Source organism: Empedobacter sp. EJD.6dd, from assembly GCF_057369435.1.
Map to the genome: position 1 here is coordinate 1,537,350 of NZ_CM170667.1, position 26,122 is coordinate 1,563,471.

Sequence of the window (26,122 nt, forward strand, 5' to 3'; positions counted from 1 at the left end):
TGTAGTGATTTATCTACTATCATTTTTTTGCCCTACAAAAAAGAATTATTTTTGTTCAAATTTTTATAAACAAACAATGACACTTCAAGAACTTCAAACACAAGTACAACAAACAAGGAGAGATATTTTAAGAATGGTACATGCCGTAAATAGTGGACACCCAGGTGGTTCATTAGGTTGTGCAGAATATTTTGCTGCATTATACGGTAAAGTAATGAACTATTCTACAGATTTCTCAATGGACGGGAAAGGAGAAGATTTATTTTTCTTATCAAACGGTCACATTTCACCAGTTTATTACAGCACATTAGCTCGTACAGGATTTTTTCCTGTTAGCGAATTGGCTACATTCAGAAAATTAGATTCTCGTTTACAAGGTCACCCAACAACACACGAAGGTTTACCAGGTATCCGCATCGCTTCTGGATCTTTAGGACAAGGATTATCTGTTGCATTAGGAGCTGCTCAAGCAAAAAAATTAAACAACGACGATAAATTAATTTATACATTACATGGTGATGGTGAATTACAAGAAGGTCAAGTTTGGGAAGCATTTATGTATGCTGCTGGTAAAAAAGTAGATAATGTAATCGCTACAATTGATTACAATGGTCGCCAAATTGATGGTGACACAGATGTTGTAATGCCTTTAGGAGATTTAAAAGCTAAATTAGAAGCTTTTGGATGGATTGTTTTAGAAGAAGAAAATGGAAATGACTTAGAAAAAGTGATTGCTATTTTAGAAAAAGCTAAATCATTAACAGGAAACGGACAACCAATTTCAATCTTATTACATACAGAAATGGGTAATGGAGTTGATTTTATGATGGGAAGCCACGCATGGCACGGAAAAGCACCAAACGATGAACAATTAGAAAGTGCTTTAACTCAAAACCCAGAAACTGAATTAACAGATTACTAAACAAACTAACATAACCAAAATACTATGAAAACGTTATTTTATTCTATACTTACACTTTGTTCTTTGACAGCCTTTGGGCAAGAAAAAACATATTCTTTTGATAAAAAGATATCATACAAAATCAATTTACCAGAGGAATATAGCATATATTTAGAAGGACAAAAAGATTTACTTTTTGTTACATATCTTTCGAAAGACGCTATTTTAGGAATATCAGAAGGTGGACCTTATGTAACAGGAAGCTTCAGTAAAGACGCTTTCTTTATTAATAATAGCAAGTTTTTTGAAGTATATGCGAATTCTTTAGAGAATCAATTATCAATAAAAGCACCTTATTATTACGAAGGTGTTTCTGAAGAGAATTTAAAACCTTATTCAGATAATTTGTTTGAAAAATTTGTATCAATTAAAAACTTAAATTCATCTACAGCGATCAATGGATATAAGTGTAACGAATACGAATTAATATCTACAGCAGATGGTGAAAACAAAACATCAACATTATGTATTGATGAAAAGAACACCTTAAACAATGTTGGAATTATTTTTCCTCAAACAAAATTGAAAGGACTTTTAGTACGATACGATGCAGGAGATTTTAATGGATTAACAATTCAAAGTATTGCAAATTCTAATGTAAAAGTAAGCTTCGATGAGAAAAAAGAAATCGAAAACTTCACAAGCGAATTGGCAAAAAAGAAACAAGAATATGCTAATCAAATGGCAAATATAGATTCTACAGCCACAGCAGTTGAAGCATATTCACCAGACAACCGATACGAGGATCCTATTGTTAATTATTACAATTATCAATCATCAGAAAATAATAATGTCAATAATCTTTTTACAACTATTGCTTCATTAAATTATAACTTAGTTTATACAGATTCTGATTACGATGGAAATCCTGACATCGAGCGTTCTACTGCACTTGCAACAGCTCAAGGCTCTACAAATCAATTGATAAAACAATTCAAAAAGAATAAATTAGCAAACAAAAGTGAAGTAAAAGAATTAAATAACATTTTCAAAACGTATTTTGATGACGCAAAAAAATTTAAGTTAACAGAAGTATCAACAGATTATGATGCTGCAGCTGTGGCAGTAGATTCTGCTGTTGCTGTATCAGATAATTATGCAGATTATTATGATCCTTATACGTCAACTTATAAAACTACAGACATTAGTGTAATTGATTTAGCGATCGATAATCCTGATGTTGAAGATTTTCTAAAAATTGCTCCAGAACATTGTAAAAATCTGAAAGCTAAAATTCCAACTTTTATAGATAAACAATTAGGAAATTTAGTATACAATTACGCAGGACAAGTGTGTGATTTATACATTTATCAAAGTGGAAGTGTTGGATTGCCAGAAACGATAAATGCAATGCGAAAAAGCGTTTTAGAAATCAATAATAAATACGATAAACTGAAAAAAGAAGATAAAGATAAGTTGACAACTTTCTTGAACTCTTTGGATTAATTTATTTCAAAATCATAGATAATGAAAAAATCAATCAGTTTCATCTTAACGTTAATCACATGTTTTTCTTTTGCTCAAATGCAAACGTATAAATTTGAAAACGTTATACAATATCGTATTAAAAGTGATTTCTATTCAGATTTTCTGGATATTTTATCAACCAAAGATTACAAAGCGCATTTGATGATTACGCGAACACCAATGGGAAATTTTGCTTCGCTTAAAATAAACGATAACATGTATTCGGTTTATAGTGAAGAAAAAAATCCAAAGGTTTTTAAAATAGATTTCGAAGGAACAAAAGATTTATTAGGAAATTTATTTCTAATTACTGATAATCCAAGTTTAACAAACCAAGAGTTCAAAAACAGTTATGTTGCGAATAAAACAGGTAAAAAAGAAACCATTTTAAATCAAAAATGCGAAGTTTATAACATTTTTAGAAAAGATAATGGCAACGATAATGGTACAGAAATTTGCATCGATACAAATTCTAATATCAACACCGTTCCATTTATCAATTCTGAACTAAATTTGAAAGGCTTAGTTTACCGAGTTGGACAAAATATTGTCTTAGAAAATGTAGAAACCTTAGAAAATTGGTTGAAAAAAGGCAACGAAAAAGAAGAAGTTAAAATTTCGCCAAATGATTTTATTTATCAATTTGATGAGAAAAAAGAATTAGAAGAATACAAAAACGAATACAAAAAACAAAAACAATGATAGACTTAACATACACAGAAAAAAAAGATACACGTAGTGGATTCGGAGACGGATTGACAGAGTTAGGAAGAACTAACCCAAACGTTGTTGCATTATGTGCTGACTTAATTGGTTCATTAAAAATGGATCAATTTATCAAAGAAAATCCAGAGCGTTTTTTCCAAATTGGAATTGCAGAAGCAAACATGATGGGTATTGCAGCTGGTTTAACAATTGGTGGTAAAATTCCTTTTACAGGAACATTTGCTGAATTCTCTACAGCACGTGTATACGATCAAATTCGTCAATCTATTGCTTACTCTAACAAAAATGTAAAAATAGCTGCATCACACGCTGGTTTAACATTAGGAGAAGATGGTGCTACTCACCAAACTTTAGAAGATATTGGTTTGATGAAAATGTTACCAGGAATGGTCGTAATCAATCCTTGTGATTATAATCAAACAAAAGCTGCTACAATTGCCGCTGCAGAATACGAAGGTCCAGTATATTTACGTTTCGGACGTCCTGCTGTTCCAGTTTTCACTCCAGCTGACCAAAAATTTGAAATTGGTAAAGGTATTTTAATGAACGAAGGTTCTGATGTTACAATTGTTGCGACAGGACATTTAGTTTGGGAATCTTTAGTTGCTGCAGCAGAATTAGAAAAAGAGGGAATCTCTTGTGAGGTTATTAATATTCACACAATCAAACCATTGGATGAAGAAATCATCTTAAATTCTGTGAAGAAAACAGGTAAAATTGTAACGGCAGAAGAGCATAACATCTTAGGAGGTTTAGGTGAATCTGTTGCAAGAGTTTTAGCACAAAAATTACCAACAAAACAAGCTTTTGTTGCTGTTAATGATACATTCGGTGAATCTGGAACACCTTCAGATTTAATGAAAAAATATGGAATTGATTCTACTGCAGTAATCGAAAAAGTAAAATCATTACTTTAAATTTATCCATAAATAATACAAAAGGAGCTTGTTATAAGCTCCTTTTTTTATAGGTTTAATATTAATTAGGTTGGGTCGAAAAGCAAAACTGCTCTAATCCTATAGATTATTTGGCAAAATTAAGTTATATTGCTAATCAAAAAAATACTCATTAGTCAGTATTTTGTATCACCAATAGATCATAGGAATATGAAAAAATCAGGTCAAAAATCTTTAATAGAGTACACCACAATTGTAAAAAACCTTTGGAGTGAGAATACTGATTATAGACACTCGGCAAAAGATGAAGATAATTTCAAGTCTATAGAAGAGTTTTTACAAACGCTCGGAAGTTTATCTATTGGCGAGTATTTTATGTATATTATCAATCCTAATTCTGCCATTTTCGAATATGTTTCTCCCCAAGCTGAATCTATTTTAGGATATCATCCCAATGAATATACAGCAGAATTATGTGTACAAATTGTACATCCAGATGATTTGGACGATGTGATTGATATTCAACAAAAAATCGCAAATTTCAGTATGGAAATTATTCCAGAAGAAAGAATGAATTATAAATTCACATATGATTTTCGTGTTTTAGATAAAAAAGGAAATATACATCAAATACATCTTCAGCATTTTTTTTATGAATTAAGTAAAAATTTGTTACCTAATCGTGTGTTTTGTTTAGCAACTGATATTAGCCAAATAAAAGTTGGTGGAAAACCAACAATGCATATCTATAATATCAAAAATGGTTTGAATAGTTTACTTCAACCTAAAACAAATTCTTCTTTAAATTTAACAAAAAAAGAAAAAGAAATTGTAGAGTATTTATTCAAAGGTTATACTAGTCAAGATATTGCTGATGCTATTGGCTTAAGTAAACACACAGTTGATACTCATCGAAGAAATATGTTGAAGAAAAACGATTGTTCTAATACGTCAGAATTGTTTAGTCTTTACTTTAAAAAATAAAAAAAGCAAGCCGATAAGCCGGGTTCTGTCATCTTAAAAATTAAAATGCTTTGTCATTTATCTAGAATTTAAGTTACCTTAAATTTCAATCTGCCTACCCCCCAGCAACGAACGAGTAGCCCTTAACTGCTGGTATACATGGCATTGCTCCGCATAGAGTTTACCTGGTTTCACTACAGCCGAACTGTACATACTTTCTGTTGCACTTGTCCTCGCCTCTCGACGGACGGGCATTACCCGCTATGCTTACTCTTTGGAGCCCGGACTTTCCTCTTCACATACATGAAGCGACAAAGTGGCTTGCTGAGCGCAAATGTACGGCAAAAGTTATCGAAATAAAAAAAGGCTCGAACAAAAATGTTCAAGCCTTTCTTTTATAGAAACTTAGAAATTATTCTGATTTTTCTTCTTTTGTTTTTCCTTTTACAGAAATTTTAACACCATCTTTCGCTTCATTTAAATCAAGAGTTAATTGATCTCCTTCACTAATAACAGCATTGATAATCTCTTCTGCCATCGGATCTTCGATGTATTTCTGAATTGCACGTTTCAATGGACGTGCTCCATAATCTTTATCAAATCCTTTGTCTGCGATAAAATTCTTCGCCTCTTCAGTTAATTCAATATGATAATTTAAAGCTGTTAAGCGCTCAATTAAACTTGCTAATTCAATATCGATGATTTTCATAATATCTTCTTTTGTTAATGAATTAAAGAAAATAATATCATCAATACGGTTTAAGAATTCTGGAGCAAAAGCACGTTTTAACGCTGTTTCGATTGTTGATTTCGCACGTTCATCTGCAGAATCTTTCTTAGATGAAGTTCCAAATCCAACACCATCACCAAACTCTTTCAATTGTCTTGTACCAATGTTAGACGTTAAAATGATAATCGTATTACGGAAATCAACTTTACGACCTAAACTATCTGTAACATGACCGTCGTCTAAAATTTGTAACAAGATATTGAATACATCTGGATGCGCTTTTTCAATCTCATCTAATAAAATTACCGCATATGGCTTACGACGAACAGCTTCTGTTAATTGTCCACCTTCTTCGTAACCAACATAACCCGGAGGTGCCCCAACTAAACGAGAAACGGCAAATTTCTCCATGTATTCTGACATATCGATACGAATTAAAGCATCGTTAGAATCAAAGATTTCTTTCGCCAAAACTTTCGCTAATTGCGTTTTCCCAACACCTGTAGTTCCTAAGAAAATGAATGAACCAATTGGTTTATTAGGATCTTTTAATCCTGCTCGATTACGCTGAATTGCTTTCACAACTTTCGTTACCGCTTCATCTTGACCAATTACTTTTCCTTTCATTAACTCATTCATTTGAGCTAATTTTTTCAATTCTTTTTCAGCTACACGATGAACTGGAACGCCTGACATCAACGAAACAACTTCCGCTACATTTTCTTCTGTAACTGTTTCGCGATTCTCTTTCGATTCCTGAACCCATTTTGCTTGCTCACGTTTTAAGTCGCTTTCGATTTGCTTTTCTGAATCACGTAAACGTGCTGCTTCTTCGTATTTTTGAGATTTTACAACTTTTGTTTTCTCTTCACGAACTTCTTCTAATTTTGCTTCAAGATCTAAAATTTCTTGTGGAACTTTTATATTCTTGATGTGCACACGAGAACCTGCTTCATCTAAAGCATCAATCGCTTTATCTGGCAAGAAACGATCTGTTATATAACGTGTTGTCAAATTAACACAAGCTTGTAACGCTTCATCTGTATAATTTACATTGTGATGCGCTTCGTACTTGTCTTTGATATTATGTAAAATCTGTAATGTTTCTTCTGGTGTTGTTGGTTCTACCATCACATTCTGAAAACGACGAACTAACGCGCCATCTTTTTCGATATACTGACGATATTCGTCCAACGTTGTTGCACCAATACATTGTAGTTCACCTCGTGCCAATGCAGGCTTGAACATATTTGAAGCATCTAAAGAACCTGTAGCTCCTCCTGCTCCAACGATTGTATGTAACTCATCAATGAAAAGAATAATGTCATCATTTTTCTCTAACTCATTCATGATTGCTTTCATACGTTCTTCAAACTGTCCTCGGTATTTAGTTCCAGCAACTAAAGATGCTAAATCTAATGTTACCACACGCTTGTTGAACAATACGCGCGATACTTTACGTTGTACAATTCGTAATGCTAAACCTTCTGCAATTGCAGATTTACCAACACCTGGTTCTCCAATTAACAATGGATTGTTCTTTTTACGACGAGAAAGAATCTGAGAAACACGTTCTATTTCTTTTTCACGTCCAACCACTGGATCTAATTTTCCTTCTTGCGCAATCAAAGTTAAATCTCGTCCGAAATTATCTAAAACTGGTGTTTTACTTTTCGAAGGCGATTTACTTGTAGACGCACGCTCAAAATCGCTATCAGAATCACCTCCATCAAAAGATGGATTCTCTGCACGAGGAGATTGAATTTCTTCGTCTTGAAATTGAAATTTGAATTCTTCCTTTACTGTATTGTAATCAATATCCAACTTATTCATCAATTTTGTAATCGGATCGTTTTCATTACGAAGGATACACAATAATAAGTGAATTGTATTTACAGTCGGACTTTTAAACAATTTTGCTTCTAAGAATGTTGTTTTCAACGCTCTTTCAGCTTGTTTTGTCAAACTCAAATTTTTTATATTATTACCAGGAGTTTCTTTAGCTGGGTTTAGGTTTTCTATTTTTTGACGCATTTCGTCTAAATCGACATTTAATGCTTCTAAGACAGAAATGGCTTTCCCTTCACCGTCGCGAATAATCCCCAACAGAAGGTGTTCCGTTCCTATTTGGTCGTGGCCTAATCTCAACGCTTCTTCCTTACTGTAAGAAATAACGTCTTTTACTTGTTGTGAGAAATTATCGTTCATTTTATTATTTAAGCTGTCTTTAACAAATATAATTATTCTGATAGACTATAGCATAAATTATGCCTATGTCCGAAATGATTTAATGAATCCCTAAAATAACGAATTATTGTCTATTAATTTCAAAATAGCTGACAATATTTCATATCAATTCTTAAAGAGTTCATAATAATTTGAGAAATAGATGTCGTAGCTAAAAAATCATATAAATCGCCTTTTTTCATTTTCAAATCATCATGAAGTTCTAAAATTTCTTCTGAATTTAAATCATTATTTTGATTAAAAATTTCATCAATTTCATTTCTCCTTTCAGGACTATACAATGTAGACGAACACCACGTCACAATTTTTTCTTGCGAAACATCTTTTATACTCAATTCATTTTCATTCCAAAACAAAAGGTAAGCATTTTTAGTTGTTCTTTCAAAGACAAAAATGGTAAAAGGTGCTATTTCTGACAAATTTTCCGAATCAATAAACTCATTTACAGAATTATATTTCAATAAATCTAACAAGATAATTCCTCTACTTTCTCGGTATTGTTCTTTAAAATGCAATGGTTTTTCAATTCCTCCGTTCAAAATACACGCAAAATATTGCTCCGAATAAAAAATCCAAGTTCCCTTTGCAAGCTCATCTACAGGCGAAAAATATGTTTTGCCAAAACGTTCTTGTTCTACAATTTCTTTAGAAGATGATCGATTTATTTCTTCATCTCGGTTGTGCGTCAACACAAATTCGCTTTCATTTCTGTAAAAACTGACTATACACATCTCATTTTTCAATTTACTTCAAATGTAAAAATTTATCTTTGCAAAGAATTATGAGTATTCAGAAAACCATATCGCATTCTTTTGATGAAATGAAATCGATTCTTTTGCAATTTGACGATTCGTCTTTTCAACAAGAATTAAAAATTATTTCTAACGCTTCTGTTGGTAAACATTTCCGTCATATTATCGAATTTTATACCTGTTTTTTAAACGCTCAAAAAAGTTATTGTATTTGTTATGATGATCGACAACGAAATCATACGTTAGAAAATTCTGTTGTTGAAAGTTTAAACACGCTGAATCATTTAAAGTCGGAAATAGAACGCTTAGATTTAGATAAAACAATTAATCTAAAACAGAATTACTATGGAGAGAATTTTATACTTAAAACAACAAATTATCGTGAATTAATGTATTGTTTTGATCATAGTATTCATCATTTTGCGTTGATTAAAATCGCGATAGAAACTCATTTTCCTACCATTAAAATTCCAACAAATTTCGGGATTGCTTCTTCAACAATTGCTTTTCAAAATCAAGAGAAATGAATCCTAAAATAACAAAATGGACACGATACGAATTTTGGCCATTCTGGTTATTTTATGGTCCATTGACACCTTGGTATATCTATAAAATTTTTCAGGCAGGTGCTCCAGCTTATTTTTGTTCGGCAAATCCTACAATGAAATGGGGCGGATTTATTGATTATTCAAAAATAGATTTACTCAATCAAATTGATGAAAATTATAAACCAAAAACTGTTTTCTTTAAAGAATTTACAAGCCAAAAACTACCATTTGAATTTCCTTTTATTGCGAAACCAAATCTTGGTGAACGTGGAATTGGTGTTGAATTAATCAGAAATAATATTGACTGGAATCATTATTTAAAACAAAATAATCGTGATTTAATTTTACAAGAATATATTCAATCTAATTTTGAATTTGGCGTCTTCTATGTTCGATTACCAAATGAAGAAAAAGGAAAAATAATATCGATTACAGCAAAAGATTTTTTGACGTTTACAGGTGATGGTAAATCTACATTAAAAGAATTAATCGATCAAAATTTAAGAGCTTTTTATCGAAAAGAATATTTGGTTAAACGATTTAAAAACGATCTGAATTCAGTTCTCCAAAAAGATGAAAAATTATTAGTTGAACCAATTGGGAACCATAGTCGTGGCACAACTTTTTTGGACGGATCTTCTTTTAAAACCTCTAAATTAGAAGAAACTATTGATCAAATTGCACAAAAAATTGATGGTTTTTATTATGGACGAATCGATTTGAAAGCAAAAAGTTTAGAAGATTTCCAAAACGGAAATTTTGTCATACTCGAGATTAATGGAGCAAACTCGGAAGCAACTCATATTTACGATCCTTCATTTAATCTTGTAAAAGCTTATAAAGAAGTTATTAAGCATTTAAATTATCAACATAAGATAGCCGTTAAAAATCATCAATTAGGTGTAAAATGGACGGATTGGAAATTACTCGCGAAAGAATTAATCAAACGATATCAATCTTAATTTTACCATATTTGGCAGTTTTCATGGAAAGGAATAAAGATTGAAAGAAGTTTTCGAAACCAATTTTATGAGTTATCCTTTTCCCAAGAAAACGATTATAATTCCTTTGTTATTACTTATCCCTATGTGGATTATCTTTTTGTTTCAGCAAAATGGATACAATTTCGATGGTTGTTACGGAGTTATTCCGCGAACTTTTGTTGGATTGAAAGGAATTTTATTTTCTCCGCTCTTTCATTCTGGTTGGAAACACATTATCAGCAACACTTTTCCATTAGCTTTTCTTAGCTTTATCGCATTATTGATGTATGATAGATTAGCGTATTATGTGATTTTCTTTGGGTGGATTTTATCAGGTGCAATTTTATGGATTATTGGAAATCCTCCTTTTTTAGACGATCATGTAAGTTGTCATATTGGAGCAAGTTCTATCGTTTATTTATTGGCTTCGTTTATATTTTTCAGTGGAATTATTCGCAAAGAACGTGGATTAATGGCAATTTCGCTTATTATTATTTTATTATACGGTGGAATGCTTTGGGGAATGGTTCCGCAAGAAATCTTACCTCAATTAAAATCTGATGTTGGTGGTAATTCTATTTCTTGGGAAGGACATTTGAGTGGATTTATTTCAGGTGCATTTTTCGCCTATTTGTTTAGAAAAATTGGACCACAAAAAGAAGTTCCGAAATGGGATCAAGAAAATTATTACGATCCGCAAGCTGAGCGTTTATGGGAAGTTTATCAAGAACAAGAACGCTTGAAAACTGAATACTTAGAATCGCTGAATGAGGAAAATGAAAATCCGAATTATCATATAAAACAAAACCCTGAAAATTAATTTTCAGGGTTTTGTTTTTTATTCAATCTCTACTTAGAAAGGCATTCCAGGAATGTTTGGTAAGTTTTCTTGAGCTGTTTTTTTCGCTCTGTCAATTGCTTCTGTTTTTACTTGCTCTAACGCTTTGTTTAACGTCATCACTAATAAATCTTCAATTTCTTCTTTTTCCATTCCATCAGCAAGTTCAATATCTTTTACTGTTGCTAATTTAGACATTGTAATTTTTACTTTTCCATCGTTAGATGTAGTTGTAAAAACTTCACTATCTAATTCATTTTTCAAATCAGAGAATTTATCTTTAAATGAATTGATTTTTCCCATCATTCCCATGATGTCTCCAAAATTTCCAAACATTTGTCTTTATCTTTAATAATTAGTTATTCGTGTAGTTTTTTCCACAATAAATCTTTCAATTCTGTAATTCCTTTTCCAGAAACAGACGAAATAAAAATTGTATCGATATCAGTTGGTAATTGTGCTCTAATTTCTGCTTCTAACTCATCATCTAACATATCCGATTTAGAAATAGCTAAAATTCGCCCTTTATCTAATAATTCTGGATTAAATTTCTTCAACTCATTCAACAGAATTTCATACTCTTTTTTATAATCTTCTGTATCTGCTGGAATTAAAAATAATAAGTTCGAATTACGTTCGATATGACGTAAGAAACGATGTCCAAGACCTTTTCCTTCGGCAGCACCTTCTATAATACCAGGAATATCTGCCATAATAAATGACTGATGATTACGGTATTCTACAATTCCCAAGTTAGGCGTTAACGTTGTAAATGCATAGTCTGCAATTTTTGGCTTAGCAGCAGAAACAGCTGATAACAATGTCGATTTACCTGCATTAGGGAAACCAACCAATCCAACATCAGCTAAGATTTTTAACTCCAAAGTAACTTGATGCTCTTCTCCATCTATACCTGGTTGTGCATAACGAGGTGTTTGTCGAGTAGCAGAACGGAAATGCCAGTTTCCTAAACCTCCTTTTCCTCCTTTGGCAATAATTAATTCTTGTCCATTTTCTGTTATTTCGCCAATAATATTTCCTTCTTCATCTCTGGCAATCGTTCCAATCGGAACTTCCAAAATAATATCTTCACCATCAGCACCAGTAGAACGAGATTTACCTCCACGTCCACCATGTTGCGCACGGAAATGTCTTTTGAATCGAAATTCTAACAATGTCCAAAGATTTGAATTCCCAAGAAGTGTAATGTTTCCTCCACGTCCACCATCACCACCATCTGGTCCTCCTTTGTCAATATATTTTTCGCGATGCAAACTTGCTGAACCCGCACCTCCATGTCCGGCTCTACAATTTATCTTTACGTAGTCAACAAAATTTGATTGCATAATTTTTCTCTTTTAATTAGTCTGCAAAAGTACGATTTCTTGCTTAATGTAAAAAGTATTAAGTAATAAGTATTTCGTAAAAGAATAAAATCCACTTGAGAATGTTCGATAACACTATCAATAAATTATCAAATATTAACACTATTTTTTATCCCTTTAGTATAGATAAAGTACTTACACCACCAAACTGGCTTGGTTCAAGACGTGGTCTACTTGGTTCAAGACGTAGTTAGCTTGGTTCAAGACGTAGTCGGCTTGGTTCAAGACGTAGTCGGCTTGGTTCAGGACGTAGTCAGCTTGGTTCAGGACGTAGTCGGCTTGGTTCAGGACGTAGTCAGCTTGGTTCAACACTTGGTCAGCTTGGTTCAACACGTGGTCAGCTTGGTTCAACACGTGGTCGGATACATATTGAACCAGTAAATTTGCAGAAAATTATTCCTCAATTCATATTTCGTACTTTTCTGTCTAAATTGGATTGATTAATTTTGCAGCATGTACAAACAAATCAAACAAATTCTATTTCAATTACAGCCCGAAGAAGCACATCATTTTGTTACAAGAAATCTAAAAAATTATGCTGCATTTCCTGGAGTTGGAAAATTAATGGATAAATTTTATCAATTTAATCATCCAAGTTTAGAACGAGAAGTTTTTGGAATTAAATTCAAAAATCCAATTGGTTTAGCCGCAGGTTTTGATAAAAATGCTGAATATATCGAAGAATTGAACCACTTCGGATTTGGATTTATCGAGATTGGAACGATTACACCAAAACCTCAACCGGGCAATGATGCTCCTCGTATGTTTCGTTTGTTAGAAGATGAAGCGATTATTAATCGAATGGGATTCAATAATAAAGGTGTTGATTATGCAGTTTCAAAAATCAGAGATTTAAAAAATCGTGAGCAATATATTATTGGTGGAAACATTGGTAAAAATAAATTAACGCCAAACGAAGATGCTGTAGATGATTACATCAAATGTTTCAATGCACTGTTTGATTATGTAGATTATTTTGTGGTGAATGTAAGTTCGCCAAACACGCCTGGATTACGTGATTTGCAAGAAAAAGAACCCTTATTGTACATTCTAAAATATTTGCAACAATACAATAATCAAAACGAGAAACCAAAACCAATTTTACTGAAAATAGCACCAGATTTAACCGATTCTCAATTGGATGATATTATAGATATTGTTTTAGAATCAAAAATTGCAGGAGTTATTGCTACAAATACAACTATTTCGAGAGAAGGATTAAAATCTAATCCAGAAATTGTAAAAGAAACTGGAGGCGTTTCGGGAAAACCACTAAAAAATCGTTCGACAGAAGTGATTCGTTATCTTTCAGAAAAATCAAACAAAGCTTTTCCTATTATTGGAGTTGGAGGAATTCATACAGCCGAGGATGCGAAAGAAAAATTAGAAGCTGGCGCAAGTTTACTACAAGTTTACACTGGTTTTATTTACGAAGGTCCAAGTATTGTGAAAGATATTTGTAAAGGATTGGTTGGAGATAATAAGTAATAAAATATTTTATTCTTCGACAAGCTTAGAATGACAGCTTAGTTTTTTATCGATTTTGTCTATTATGATGAGATGTTGAAAACAAGTTCAACATGACAAATTCTGGAAATCATATCCAAATAATATTTTGTATTAAACACGACAATAAAAAAAGGATTCTAAATGAGAATCCTTTTTTTATATAATGTAAAAGTTGTTTTATAAAACTTCTTTAATTGCTGCGTTTAATTTTTCAGTAATATCTTCAATAGAACCTACTCCATCAATCTCAACCCATTTTCCTTGCGCTTTGTAGTGTTCTGCTACAATTGCAGTTTTTTCGTAATATTCTGTAATACGATCACGAATAATTTTTTCGTCCACATCATCAGCACGACCAGACGTTTTTCCGCGCTCTAATAAACGTTCTACCAAAATTTCGTCATCCACAACTAATGCTAATGTAATCGAAACTTCGCTTTCATATTTATCTGCTAAGATTTTATCTAAAGCTTCTGCTTGAGATGTTGTACGTGGATATCCATCAAAAATATACCCTTGCGCATTAGGATTATTATCTAAATGATCTACCAACATATTTGTTGTTACCTCATCTGGAACTAATTGTCCCTTATCCATATAAGATTTCACAAGTGCACCTAATTCAGTTTCATTTTTAAGGTTAAAACGAAATAGGTCTCCAGTAGAAATTTGAGGAGTTTGGTACTTTTCTTCTAAAAATTTAGCTTGTGTTCCTTTACCACTGCCAGGAGGTCCGAACAATACAATGTTTAGCATTTTGTTTTAATGTTTTATTTGATAAATATCTGGTAAATTTCTTCCTAATCCGTCATAGTCTAATCCATAACCCACAACAAATTTATCAGGAATAGAAATTCCCACTAAATCTACTTTTAATTCTTTTTTGTAAGCTTCTGGTTTAAATAATAACGTAGCTACTTTTAAAGATTTCACCTTTTTCTCTTTCAAGATTCGGTGTAACTCTACTAACGTATTACCTGTATCTACAATATCCTCTAAAATAATTACGTGACGACCTTCAACACTCATTGGAATATCCATCTCAATTTGAACTTTTCCTGTTGATTCTGTTCCTTCGTAAGATTTTAATTTCAAGAACGAAATCTCACATTCTCCTTGATATTGTTTTAAGAAATCGCTAAAGAACATTACAACTCCGTTTAATACACCAACAAAAATCGGTCTTTCGTCTTTGTATTCTTCATAAACTTCGTTTGCCATATTTTTGATGGCGTGTTCTATTTCTTCAAAAGCGATGTACGGAATAAATTTTTTACCGTGAATTTCTATTTCTTTCATTGTTTGAGATATTCAAATATATACTTTTTTTGATAAAGTTTAAAACATTTATCTATTTTATTAGATTGTCATAGAGAAGAGACGTGTCTCTGGGTCGTTATCTATCATTCTCTTATCGAATGCCATACATACATTTCTTACAAATGGTCGACCTTCTTCTTTTACGATTAAACCATCTTCTATAAATTCAATCAAATTATCATCAACCATACCTTGCAACATTGTTTTGATACGATCTACATCATCAAATTTCATTTTATCGTCTGTCCAATAAGTTTCTAAATTACACATTAAATTTAGAATATGACGACGCATAATCAAATCTTCTTCTGATAAAATATGACCTTTGAAAACAGATAACTCTCCGTTATGAATCGATTTTTCGTACTCTTCTACTGTTTTTTCGTTTTGCCCAAAGCTATACCACGAATCACTGATGGAAGATACTCCTAAACCTATCATTAGCTGTGTTTTAGAAGAAGAATATCCCATAAAATTACGGTGTAACGTATGGTTTTTCATCGATTGATACATCGAATCATGTTCTAATGCAAAATGATCCATTCCAACTTCGAAATAATTCATTTCCTCGAACATTTTCTTCCCTTCTTCATACAAAGCACGTTTCAATTCTGGTGATGGCAAATCTTCGTCATGAAAACCACGTTGTCCAACACCTTTTATCCACGGTACATGTGCATAACTATAAAACGAAATACGATCTGGATTTAACTGTTTTGTCAAATTAATCGTTTCCTTCATTCCTTCCATTGTTTGATGAGGAAGACCAAAAATCAAATCATGAGAAATTGATGTAAACCCAACTTCACGAGCTTCTTCAGTAGCTCTTTTCACATTGTCGAAAGGCTGAACACGATTAATCGCTTGCTGAACTTTCAGATCATAATCTTGTACACCATACGAAATACGTCTAAAACCTAAATCGTATAATGCTTGTAAATGTTCTTTTGTTGTATTATTTGGATGACCTTCTAAACTAAATTCATGTCCTTCGGCAACATCCGCATATTCAAAAATTCCATCAATTAATTTCTTCAAATTTTCTGGAGAGAAAAATGTTGGCGTTCCTCCACCTAAATGAATTTCTTTAATCTTTGGACGAGATAAAAATAAATTCACATACAACTTCCATTCTTTTAGCACCGTATCTATGTAAGGAATTTCTACCGAATGCTGTTTCGTAATACGTTTGTTACATGCACAAAACGTACATAAAGATTCGCAATAAGGTAAATGAATGTAAATTGATATTCCTTCTTCTTCATTACTTTCTTCAAAAGATCGCTGAGAGGTTTCCACCCAACCTTGTTTTGAAAAACCATCATTATCCCAAAAAGGAACAGTTGGGTAACTTGTATAACGAGGTCCTGGAATATTATATTTTTGAATTAAATTATTCATATCTAAAAAATTAAATAATACTTAACCATCCGATTAAGTATTATCTAATAAATTATTTTTCTTTTATATTATTTTATAAAATTGCTTGACGAACTCTAACTAATTTTGTTAATAGTCCTTCTAACAAATCTAATTGTAACATGTTTGCTCCATCACTTTTTGCATTTTTAGGATCTGGATGCGTTTCGATAAAAATACCGTCTGCACCAACAGCAATACCAGCTTTCGCAATTGTTTCAATTAACTCTGGCTTTCCTCCTGTTACACCCGAAGCTTGATTTGGCTGTTGCAAAGAATGCGTAATATCTAAAATAACTGGTGCATAATTCTGCATTACAGGAATTCCACGATAATCTACCACTAAATCGCCATAACCTAACATAGTACCACGCTCGATAATTGCTACATTGTTATTACCGGAATCTGTTACTTTTTCTACAGGAAATTTCATTGCTTCTGGCGAAAGAAATTGTCCTTTTTTTAATGTAACGTGTTTTCCAGTTTTTGCTGCTGCAACAACTAAGTCAGTTTGACGAACCAAAAAAGCAGGAATTTGTAAAACATCTACATAAGTCGCAGCCATTTCTGCATGAAAAGGCTCATGAATATCTGTAGTTGTAGGAACATCAAAAGTTTCTCCAACTTTTTGTATAATCTTCAATGCTTCTTCATCTCCAATTCCTGTAAAACTATCAATACGAGAACGATTTGCTTTCTTGAAAGATCCTTTAAAAATATAAGGAATCTCTAATTTATCAGTAATGTTAACTACTTTTTCAGCAATTCTCAAAGCCATGTCTTCATTCTCTATGGCACATGGACCAGCGATTAAAAAGAAGTTTGGCGAATCTTTGTGTTTTATCTTTGATAAAGTTTCTATCATTGTGCAAATTTAAACAAAGTTATCGACTTATTTTTCATAATTTTGCCTATACTTTATCATTCTTATTTATCGTTTTATGGATTTTTTATCTAACATCGGTATAGCCGATATTTTTGGCTATTTAGCTTCAGTCTTTATTGTATTAGCATTTTTCTTTTCTAAAATTACAGTTATCCGCATTATCAATGCAATTGGATGTATTTGTTTTGTGATTTATGCTGCAATGATTGAGGCTTGGCCGGTTCTTATTCCGAATGCGTTATTATTTCTAGTTCAGGCGTATTATGTTATTTTTAAACCTGGAAAATAATTTCTAAAACCATAAAATTTGAAAATTCTATCAGCAGTATTAAATAATATTGAAACGGATCAAAGATTAGATAAAGTTTGCCATTCTTTGCTAAAGTTTGGATACGATGTAGAATTAATTGGTGCTACATTAAAGAGTAAACCAAATCTTAATAAGCCTTACAAAACTCATTTGATTGATATGAAAAATCAATCTTCGATGAAAATGTATGCTGAATTTAATTGGAAATTATTCTTTACGTTGATCAAAAAAACAGATAAAAAGACTATTTTACTCGCAAACGATTTAGATAGTTTACTTCCTTTTTATTTAGTCAGCAAATTAAAGAATCTACCTTTAATTTTTGATAGTCACGAAATTTTTTCTGAATTACCATCATTACACAATCGTCCTAGAACAAAAAAAGTTTGGAAAACCTTAGAACAATTTTTACTTCCTAAAATCAATCATTTTTATACTGTAAGTGATGGATATGCAAATTGGTTTCGTAACGAATATGGCTCTAATCCAACTGTGATTAGAAATGTTCCCAACCGAACAAAACTAAACGATAAACAAGATTTTATTTTCTTTCGCTTACCCGAAAATCTGAATAATGATAAAATATTAATGTATCAAGGCGCTATTAATATGAGTCGAGGAATTGACAAAATGATTGAAGCGTTTAAACACATTAATAATTGTCAATTTTGGATTGCTGGCGAAGGTCCTAAAAAAGCAGAATACGAACAATTGGTAAAAAATTTAAACCTTACTAATCAAATTCACTTTTTAGGAAATATACCCCCAAAAACTTTAAAAACTATTACACCTTTAGCTGATGTAGGAATGAGTATGGAAGAAGATTTAGGATTAAGCTATCGCTACGCTCTACCGAATAAATTATTTGACTTTATTCAAGCTAGAGTTCCTATTTTATCAACTAATTTACCTGAAATAAAAAAAATGGTCGAAGATTATAAAGTTGGTAAAGTAATAGAAAACCATGAACCAAAACATTTAGCTGAAAAGCTACAAGAAATCTTAAACGAAGGAAAAAAATCGTATCAAGAAAATCTAGCTAGAGCTGCAAATGAGCTTTGTTGGGAAAATGAAGAAATAAAATTAAAAGAAATTTTTGAACACATAAAAAAATAGATTAGCTTTTGTTTAAAAGACTCATTTTATACAAAACTAGATACAATTTATAAAGCTGAAAAATATTAACTGAAGGATTATTAGATTTCAAATTCTTAAGCATCATCGGTTTTAAATTTTCTAAAAATAATTTACACAAATTAGTTATTCTACCTTTTTTCAAAATCAAATAAAATTTTATCAAACGAGTATTCTCAATCTTTAAATTTTTATTCATATACATAGAAATCACACTATCTATTGCCAAGTCTGTCTTATTTAAAAATGTAATACTATCTTCTAATCCATAATGATATACTCTATTCTCTATAAAAAAAACATCAATATTTATTTGTTTTAAATTTAAGCCAAACAATGTATCTATATTTCCATATAAATTATTTTTAGACTTGAATTTATTTTTTCCTAAAACTGATTTATGAATTAAAAAGTTACACGTTTTAAAATTTAAATAAGGATTTTTATTTGCTTGTTCCAAAGTCTGAACTTCATATTTCTGACCATACTTCCAACGCAAAATACCTTCTTTTGGTTTATCTTCTTGATACAAAAGCCCACCACAAAATGCTTTATTTTGATCATTAATTAACTGAATATATATCTCTATAAAATTGGAGTTAACTGGTACTACATCTGCATCTAAATAAATTAACCAATCATATTTTGCTAAAGTTGATAAATAATTAAGCGCCTCTGCTATTCCTCTATTCAGATCTGAAGTATAAAATGTAAAACCAAATTGGTTTGCAGTATTTTTATTAGTTTCAGTGATATTCTTTTTTGTAGAAAAATCATCATAAAAAATCACTTCAATCTTAGTATCTAACACAGAAATTTGGTTATTTAACTCAGAGGCTAAATCTCGAATATCATAATTATAAACAGGTACTAAAATTGAAATCATAATAATCTTTTACGAATAAAAAAAGAGTCTACAACTAAGTAAACTCTTTCTTTAAAAATATATTGTGTCTTATTTTTATTCTGTAATTGCTTCAGCAACTTCAAATAATTTTCCGTCTTCACAACGCACTTTACGTGCAGGGTAACGTCGAATAATCTCGTAATCATGTGTCGCCATTAAAACTGCACAATTATTTTGTTTAGATACTGACAACAACAAATCCATAATATCATTTGACGTTTCTGGATCTAAATTCCCCGTAGGCTCATCAGCTAAAATCAACTCAGGATGATTCAATAAAGCACGAGCTATAGAAACACGTTGTTGCTCTCCTCCAGAAAGTCTGAATGGCATCATTTTTTTCTTAGACAACATACCTACCGCATCTAAAACTTCGTCAATACGCTTATCAATCGTTGATTTATCTTTCCAGCCAGTAGCTTTTAAAACAAACGTTAAGTTTTGTTCTACCGTACGATCTGTTAACAATTGAAAATCTTGGAAAACAATTCCTAAATGTCTTCTAAGATCTGGAATTTTACTTGTTTTTAATGATTTCAAATCCATACCAACCACAGAACCTTGTCCAGATTGTAATGGTAAATCACCATAAAGTACTTTTAATAAACTACTTTTTCCACTTCCTGTTTTTCCAATTAAGTAAACAAACTCACCTTCGTTAAGTGTAAAATTAACGTCTGATAATACTAAATGATTCCTTTGATATATAGATGATTGATTTAACTCAATTACATTTTTAGCTTCCATACTTTCTACAGTCTTTAAAACAAATGTAAAAAAAAAGCTTGAAAGAACGACCTTCAAGCTTATTTTTTATGAATTGTAGCGATTATCTTTTAGCTCTTACGTCACTAACAGTTAATGCTTTTCTTCCTTTCTTTCTACGAGCAGCTAATACTCTGCGCCCGTTTTTAGAAGCCATACGCTCACGGAATCCGTGTTTGTTTCTTTTTTTTCTGTTACTTGGTTGAAATGTTCTCTTACTCATCTTTACTAAGTTTCTAATCCATTACTCGAATGGGTTGCAAATATACAGTTAATATTATTAATTCAAAAATCAAATTGATAGAAAATTACAAAAAAGCTGAATTAATAGTAAACCGCGTTCCGTTCTACACTTTGTAATTTTCGAAGTGCAAATATAAAAACATTTTTTTGTTAAGCAAGAGAAAATTAAAACAATAACAATTAAAACTTATCAACATTTTTAATTTATCAAACGAAATGAACTAATTTTTGGATGGATTAGAAAACTTTCCTTAAAACTTTCATAAAACATCAAATATCTTGTTTTTATCAGTCTTTTTTTAGCTTAAAATTCGTATATTAGCCACCTTATATATCAAAACAATATGACTGAAGGAGAAAGACTAATCCCAATTAACATTGAGGATGAAATGAAATCCGCTTACATCGATTATTCGATGTCGGTAATCGTATCTCGTGCGCTTCCGGATGTGCGTGATGGTTTAAAACCTGTACACCGTAGAGTATTATTCGGAATGTATGAATTAGGTGTTTTTTCTAATCGTTCTTACAAAAAGTCGGCACGTATTGTAGGGGAAGTTTTAGGTAAATTTCACCCACACGGCGACAGTTCTGTTTACGACACAATGGTACGTATGGCGCAACCTTGGTCTTTGCGTTACTTATTAGTTGACGGACAAGGTAACTACGGTTCTGTAGATGGTGATCCACCTGCTGCAATGCGTTATACTGAAGCAAAACTTCAAAAAATCTCAGACGAATTATTAGCTGATTTAGATAAAGAAACAGTTGATTTTCAACTAAATTTCGATGATACTATTCAAGAACCAACAGTATTACCTACACGTGTTCCCAATTTATTAGTAAATGGTGCATCTGGTATTGCAGTTGGTATGGCAACTAATATGGCTCCTCATAATTTAACAGAAGTTATTGATGGAACTATTGCTTATATTGATAACCGCGAAATTACAATTGACGAATTAACTCAATACATCAAAGCGCCAGATTTCCCAACAGGAGGTACTATTTATGGTTACGATGGTGTAAAACAAGCTTTCGAAACTGGACGTGGACGTGTTGTTTTACGTGCAAAAACTAATTTCGAAGAAGTACATGGTCGCGATTGTATTATTGCAACAGAAATCCCTTACCAAGTTAACAAAGCAGACATGATTGCAAAAACTGCTGAGTTAGTAAAAGATGGTAAATTAGATGGTATTTCTGAGATTCGTGATGAATCTGACCGTAAAGGTATGCGTATCGTTTATGTACTTAAAATGGATGCGGTTCCAAACGTTGTTTTAAATAAACTATATAAATTTACTCAATTACAATCATCTTTCAGTGTAAATAACATTGCCTTGGTTAATGGTAGACCAGAACAATTGAATTTGAAAGATATGATTTATCATTTCGTAGAACACCGTCACGAAGTAATCGTGCGTCGTACAGAATACGAATTGAGAAAAGCACAAGAAAGAGCACATATCTTAGAAGGTTACATGAAAGTAATCGGAACACAAGATGATCTGGATCGTGCAATTAAAATTATTCGCGAATCTGCAACACCAGAAGATGCTCGAACAGGATTAATGCAAGCTTTCGAGTTGTCAGAAATTCAAGCACGTGCCATTTTAGATCTACGTTTACGTACATTAACTGGTCTTGAGATTGATAAAATTCGTGAAGAGTACGATGAAATCATGAAAATGATTAATCACTTAAAAGATATTTTAGCAAACGAAGATTTACGTATGCAAATTATCAAAGACGAATTATTAGAAGTTCGTAAAAAATATGGTGATGAACGTCGTACTGACATCGATTATGCAGGTGGAGATCTAAATATCGAAGATTTAATTCCAGATGAGCAAGTTGTTTTAACGATTTCTCACATGGGGTATATCAAACGTACACCACTTTCTGAATATCGCAAACAATCTCGTGGAGGAGTTGGTAACAGAGCCGCTACAACACGTGACGAAGATTTCTTAGAATATATGGTTTCGGCATCTAACCACCAATATATGTTATTCTTTACAGAAAAAGGAAAATGTTATTGGATGCGTGTATATGAAATTCCAGAAGGCTCTAAAACATCTAAAGGTCGTGCAATTCAAAACTTGATTAACATCGAACCAGATGATAAAGTAAAAGCATATATCCTTACACACGATTTAATGAACGAAGAATACGTAAATAACAATTACGTAATCATGGTAACTAAAAATGGTATCATCAAGAAAACATCTTTAGAAGCTTATTCTCGTCCACGTGTAAATGGTATCAACGCAATTACAGTTCGTGAAGGTGACACATTATTAGAAGCATTATTAACAGATGGTAAATCTCAAATTATGATCGCTTCTAAATATGGTAAAGCAATTCGTTTCGAAGATGAAAAAGTTCGTCCAATGGGTCGTACTGCATCTGGAGTTCGTGGTATCAATTTAGGAGATCAACCAGATAATGAAGTTATAGGAATGATTGTTGTAACTGATGTAGAAAAAGAAACTGTATTAGTGGTTTCTGAACAAGGATACGGAAAACGTTCTTCTATAGAAGATTATCGTGAAACAAATCGTGGTGGTAAAGGTGTCACAACACTTAATATTACTGATAAAACCGGAAAACTAATCGCTATAGAAGCTGTTACAGATGAAGATGATTTAATGATTATCAACAAATCTGGTGTAGCAATTAGAACTGGTTTAGATGAAATACGTATAATGGGTCGTGCAACGCAAGGTGTTCGATTGATTAACCTGAAAAAGAACGACGAAATTGCGGCTATTGCAAAAGTACAAGTTGAAGAAGAATTGGAAGACGAAGTAGAACTAGATGAAGAAGGAAATCCAATTGTTGTAGAAAATACAAACGAAAACAACGAAACTCAAGCAGAAGAAACATCTGCAGAGGATCCAAATAATGAATAATCAATGAAAAAATTATTATTTAGTTTAGGTTTAGTTTTAGCAATGTCAACATCATTTGCTCAAACAAACACAGAAGAGTTAACAACAGAACCTACAGTTTTAGCTGAAAAATATAACAAATCAGCAAAAGAAAACTTAGCAAAAGGTGACGTTACAAAAGCAAGTCAAGATTTAGCAAAGCTATCTAAATACGAAAACGGTAAAGTTTGGCAAGTCAAAAACAAAGACTCTAAAAAAGACGAATTTTACTATTCTCAAGCAGATTTAGACAAAGCTACAGCAAGCGGTAACTATGCAAAAGCTAAAGAAGTTGCATTACAACCAAAATATGGTTTCTTATTGCAATCAGAAGTTTCTAATTTAGCGAACAAAGAATTAGATGCAGCTAACAAAGCAATGGACGCTAAACAATACACAGAAGCTGGAACAAAATTCTTGAACGTTTATAATTTAGTTGAAGCTTTAGGTACAAAAGAAGATATCTATAAATATCAAGCAGCAATTTGTTTTTACAATGCAAATGATTACGATAAATCGTTAACGATTTTAAAAGAATTGGCTGCAAAAGGATTTACAGGTAAATCGGCTAATCAAACAAAAGATTACAACCGCGACATGTATGTTTTAGCGCTTAATGGATTATACAATGCAAAAAAATACGATGCGATTGTAGAAGAAGCTATTGCCAAATATCCAACTGATGCTGATATCAACAATATCGCGACTGGAATTTACCAAGTTTCTGGAAACTCTGATAAAATGTTGAAACGTATCGAAGAAGCAATTAAAATCAGCCCTAACGATTCACAAAACTATTACAACTTAGGCGTTTTATATTTAGATGACGCTTCTAAAGCAGAAGAGTCTAAAAAAATGTTCAAAAAAGCGATTGAATTAAATCCAAAACATTTCGAGTCTTATAACAATTTAGTTTTAGCTATTTTACAACCAGACAAAGAAATTGTTGAAGCAATGAACAACAATTTAGGAACATCTAAAAAAGAGAAAGAAATTTACAATACAAACGAAGCAAAACGTAAAGCTTTGTTTACAGAAGCAGTTCCTTACCTTGAGAAAATGTACGAAATACAACCAGAAAATCGTTTGGTTATTCGTAACTTAATTCAAGCTTACAAAACTTTAGGAAACGAGCAGAAAGAAAACTTCTATCGTGATGCTGAGAAAAAATTAACTAAATAATTCTCTCAATAAAATAAAAAAGGACTTCAATTGAAGTCCTTTTTTATTTTCAAGTTATTTGAAATTAGTTAAATAAAATCTCTTCGAAAAGCTAATAATTCCAGCAAGTTTCGCACTTCTAATTTTGTCTTACAAATCCCAATTTCTAAGATCTGGCAAAAAATGATGCGCAGTTAAATCATAACGAACAGGTACAACCGAAACATAACCTTCCTCTAAAGCTCGTTCATCTGTATCTTCTCCTTTATCAAGATTTTTAAATTCCCCACTCATCCAATAATATGTTCTTCCACGTGGATCTTCACGTTTATCAAACTTCTCTTCCCATTTTGCATCAGCTTGGCGACAAACTTTTATCCCTTTTATTTCATGTTCTTTCAATTTAGGAATGTTTACATTCAACACAACTCCTTTTGGTAATTTATTTTTTAAAACCTGAGCAATAATTGTTTTAATAAATTTTTCTCCTGCTTTAAAATCTGCATTATATGAAAAATCACACAACGAAAATCCAACAGCTGGAATCCCTTCTATACCAGCCTCAACAGCTGCAGACATTGTTCCAGAATATATTACATTCACAGAAGAATTCGAGCCATGATTAATTCCCGAGATACACAAATCTGGTTTACGAGGTAAAATTTGCGAAACAGCCAATTTCACACAATCCACTGGTGTTCCAGAACACGCATATTCTTTTACTTCCGAATCAACTTCTATCTCATCACAAAACAAAGTTGAATTAATTGTTACAGCATGCCCCATACCACTTTGTGGACTATCAGGAGCCACAACATAAACTTCCCCAAATTCTTTTGCAACTTCTATTAATGCTCTTATTCCTGGCGCAGTTACTCCATCATCATTTGTAACTAAAATTAGCGGTCTTTCCATATTTATTTATTACTTTTATTCATCATTTATACAAATGTAAAAAACTTCCTTCTAATTTCTTTTTTGTTTTATATTTGAAGGAACCTTAAATTATTAATTTATATAACACCAGCAAAATATG

25 protein-coding genes and 1 other RNA gene are annotated in these 26,122 nt (G+C 31.9%); 13 read left to right on the plus strand and 13 right to left on the minus strand.

The genetic code is table 11. From position 1 onward, the window contains the following. Positions 1-76: 76 nt before the first annotated feature. The 5 genes from AC2I98_RS07245 to AC2I98_RS07265 all read left to right on the plus strand — a co-directional run bounded on the left by AC2I98_RS07245 (position 77) and on the right by AC2I98_RS07265 (position 5,034). Positions 77-922, plus strand: coding sequence for a transketolase (locus AC2I98_RS07245; protein WP_486413925.1), 846 nt, complete (start codon positions 77-79; stop codon positions 920-922). 24 nt (positions 923-946) lie between these two features. Then, positions 947-2,407, plus strand: coding sequence for a hypothetical protein (locus AC2I98_RS07250; RefSeq protein WP_486413926.1), 1,461 nt, complete (start codon positions 947-949; stop codon positions 2,405-2,407). 21 nt (positions 2,408-2,428) lie between these two features. Next, positions 2,429-3,130 (plus strand): hypothetical protein, encoded by a 702-nt coding sequence (locus AC2I98_RS07255; RefSeq protein WP_486413927.1) that lies wholly within the window; start codon positions 2,429-2,431, stop codon positions 3,128-3,130. Continuing rightward, positions 3,130-4,071 carry a transketolase family protein gene (locus tag AC2I98_RS07260; protein ID WP_486414066.1) on the plus strand — a complete coding sequence of 314 codons (942 nt, stop codon included), beginning with the start codon at positions 3,130-3,132 and terminating at the stop codon, positions 4,069-4,071. The genes AC2I98_RS07255 and AC2I98_RS07260 overlap by 1 nt, the downstream gene beginning before the upstream one ends. A gap of 189 nt (positions 4,072-4,260) precedes the next feature. Next, positions 4,261-5,034, plus strand: coding sequence for a LuxR C-terminal-related transcriptional regulator (locus AC2I98_RS07265; protein ID WP_486413928.1), 774 nt, complete (start codon positions 4,261-4,263; stop codon positions 5,032-5,034). Here the strand turns inward: AC2I98_RS07265 and rnpB are convergent. The 3 genes from rnpB to AC2I98_RS07280 form a co-directional block, all read right to left on the minus strand. Further along, positions 5,033-5,341, minus strand: an RNA gene (gene rnpB / locus AC2I98_RS07270) — RNase P RNA component class A. The two genes, AC2I98_RS07265 and rnpB, sit on opposite strands and share 2 nt — an antisense overlap. An 84-nt stretch (positions 5,342-5,425) precedes the next feature. Beyond that, a complete protein-coding gene (locus tag AC2I98_RS07275; RefSeq protein ID WP_486413929.1) occupies positions 5,426-7,951 on the minus strand; it encodes an ATP-dependent Clp protease ATP-binding subunit in 2,526 nt (841 codons plus the stop codon). 119 nt (positions 7,952-8,070) lie between these two features. After that, positions 8,071-8,721: an NRDE family protein gene (locus AC2I98_RS07280; protein ID WP_486413930.1), complete on the minus strand. Its 651-nt coding sequence runs from the start codon at positions 8,719-8,721 to the stop codon at positions 8,071-8,073. A 50-nt stretch (positions 8,722-8,771) separates the two neighbouring features. On the opposite strand from AC2I98_RS07280, the gene AC2I98_RS07285 reads away from it, so the two are divergent. From AC2I98_RS07285 to AC2I98_RS07295, 3 genes are all read left to right on the plus strand, one after another. Beyond that, positions 8,772-9,269 carry a hypothetical protein gene (locus AC2I98_RS07285; protein WP_486413931.1) on the plus strand — a complete coding sequence of 166 codons (498 nt, stop codon included), beginning with the start codon at positions 8,772-8,774 and terminating at the stop codon, positions 9,267-9,269. Next, positions 9,266-10,252 (plus strand): ATP-grasp domain-containing protein, encoded by a 987-nt coding sequence (locus AC2I98_RS07290; protein ID WP_486413932.1) that lies wholly within the window; start codon positions 9,266-9,268, stop codon positions 10,250-10,252. Before AC2I98_RS07285 ends, AC2I98_RS07290 begins: the two co-directional genes overlap by 4 nt. 67 nt (positions 10,253-10,319) lie before the next feature. Next, positions 10,320-11,093 carry a rhomboid family intramembrane serine protease gene (locus AC2I98_RS07295; protein ID WP_486413933.1) on the plus strand — a complete coding sequence of 258 codons (774 nt, stop codon included), beginning with the start codon at positions 10,320-10,322 and terminating at the stop codon, positions 11,091-11,093. A gap of 33 nt (positions 11,094-11,126) precedes the next feature. On the opposite strand, the gene AC2I98_RS07300 is transcribed toward AC2I98_RS07295, so the two are convergent. Further along, positions 11,127-11,447 carry a YbaB/EbfC family nucleoid-associated protein gene (locus AC2I98_RS07300; protein WP_486413934.1) on the minus strand — a complete coding sequence of 107 codons (321 nt, stop codon included), beginning with the start codon at positions 11,445-11,447 and terminating at the stop codon, positions 11,127-11,129. A gap of 23 nt (positions 11,448-11,470) precedes the next feature. Then, a complete protein-coding gene (obgE, locus tag AC2I98_RS07305) occupies positions 11,471-12,457 on the minus strand; it encodes a GTPase ObgE (protein WP_486413935.1) in 987 nt (328 codons plus the stop codon). A gap of 492 nt (positions 12,458-12,949) precedes the next feature. Here obgE and AC2I98_RS07310 point away from each other — a divergent pair, with 492 nt between their 5' ends. Next, entirely contained in the window at positions 12,950-13,984 is a 1,035-nt protein-coding gene (locus AC2I98_RS07310) for a quinone-dependent dihydroorotate dehydrogenase (RefSeq protein WP_486413936.1), read from the plus strand. Between the two features lie 198 nt (positions 13,985-14,182). Here AC2I98_RS07310 and AC2I98_RS07315 read toward each other — a convergent pair whose 3' ends face one another. The 4 genes from AC2I98_RS07315 to kdsA all read right to left on the minus strand — a co-directional run bounded on the left by AC2I98_RS07315 (position 14,183) and on the right by kdsA (position 17,609). Next, entirely contained in the window at positions 14,183-14,761 is a 579-nt protein-coding gene (locus AC2I98_RS07315) for an adenylate kinase (protein WP_486413937.1), read from the minus strand. A gap of 6 nt (positions 14,762-14,767) precedes the next feature. Beyond that, on the minus strand, positions 14,768-15,304 hold the full coding sequence (gene hpt, locus AC2I98_RS07320; protein WP_486413938.1) for a hypoxanthine phosphoribosyltransferase: 537 nt from the start codon (positions 15,302-15,304) through the stop codon (positions 14,768-14,770). A 60-nt stretch (positions 15,305-15,364) separates the two neighbouring features. Continuing rightward, a complete protein-coding gene (hemN, locus tag AC2I98_RS07325) occupies positions 15,365-16,726 on the minus strand; it encodes an oxygen-independent coproporphyrinogen III oxidase (protein ID WP_486413939.1) in 1,362 nt (453 codons plus the stop codon). Positions 16,727-16,799: 73 nt separating this feature from the next. Then, positions 16,800-17,609 (minus strand): 3-deoxy-8-phosphooctulonate synthase, encoded by an 810-nt coding sequence (kdsA, locus tag AC2I98_RS07330; RefSeq protein WP_486413940.1) that lies wholly within the window; start codon positions 17,607-17,609, stop codon positions 16,800-16,802. 76 nt (positions 17,610-17,685) lie between these two features. Between kdsA and AC2I98_RS07335 the strand changes: the two genes are divergently transcribed. Next, entirely contained in the window at positions 17,686-17,919 is a 234-nt protein-coding gene (locus AC2I98_RS07335) for a uroporphyrinogen decarboxylase (RefSeq protein ID WP_486413941.1), read from the plus strand. An 18-nt stretch (positions 17,920-17,937) separates the two neighbouring features. Then, on the plus strand, positions 17,938-19,056 hold the full coding sequence (locus tag AC2I98_RS07340; RefSeq protein ID WP_486413942.1) for a glycosyltransferase: 1,119 nt from the start codon (positions 17,938-17,940) through the stop codon (positions 19,054-19,056). 1 nt (position 19,057) lies between these two features. Here the strand turns inward: AC2I98_RS07340 and AC2I98_RS07345 are convergent, their stop codons facing one another. From AC2I98_RS07345 to rpmH, 3 genes are all read right to left on the minus strand, one after another. Then, entirely contained in the window at positions 19,058-19,960 is a 903-nt protein-coding gene (locus AC2I98_RS07345) for a glycosyltransferase family 2 protein (protein WP_486413943.1), read from the minus strand. Between the two features lie 75 nt (positions 19,961-20,035). Beyond that, positions 20,036-20,728, minus strand: a complete 693-nt coding sequence (locus AC2I98_RS07350; protein ID WP_486413944.1) for a cell division ATP-binding protein FtsE — start codon at positions 20,726-20,728, stop codon at positions 20,036-20,038. 82 nt (positions 20,729-20,810) lie between these two features. After that, the gene (gene rpmH, locus AC2I98_RS07355; RefSeq protein WP_486413945.1) at positions 20,811-20,969 is read right to left on the minus strand and encodes a 50S ribosomal protein L34; all 159 of its coding nucleotides are present in this window, start codon (positions 20,967-20,969) and stop codon (positions 20,811-20,813) included. Positions 20,970-21,333: 364 nt separating this feature from the next. Here rpmH and gyrA point away from each other — a divergent pair, with 364 nt between their 5' ends. Together gyrA and AC2I98_RS07365 are read left to right on the plus strand one after the other, a co-directional pair. Further along, complete coding sequence (gene gyrA, locus AC2I98_RS07360; RefSeq protein WP_486413946.1) at positions 21,334-23,907, plus strand: DNA gyrase subunit A; 2,574 nt, start codon at positions 21,334-21,336, stop codon at positions 23,905-23,907. A 3-nt stretch (positions 23,908-23,910) separates the two neighbouring features. Then, positions 23,911-25,107, plus strand: coding sequence for a tetratricopeptide repeat protein (locus tag AC2I98_RS07365; protein ID WP_486413947.1), 1,197 nt, complete (start codon positions 23,911-23,913; stop codon positions 25,105-25,107). Positions 25,108-25,236: 129 nt separating this feature from the next. Here the strand turns inward: AC2I98_RS07365 and surE are convergent, their stop codons facing one another. Continuing rightward, on the minus strand, positions 25,237-26,001 hold the full coding sequence (surE, locus tag AC2I98_RS07370) for a 5'/3'-nucleotidase SurE (RefSeq protein WP_486413948.1): 765 nt from the start codon (positions 25,999-26,001) through the stop codon (positions 25,237-25,239). Positions 26,002-26,122 lie beyond the last annotated feature (121 nt).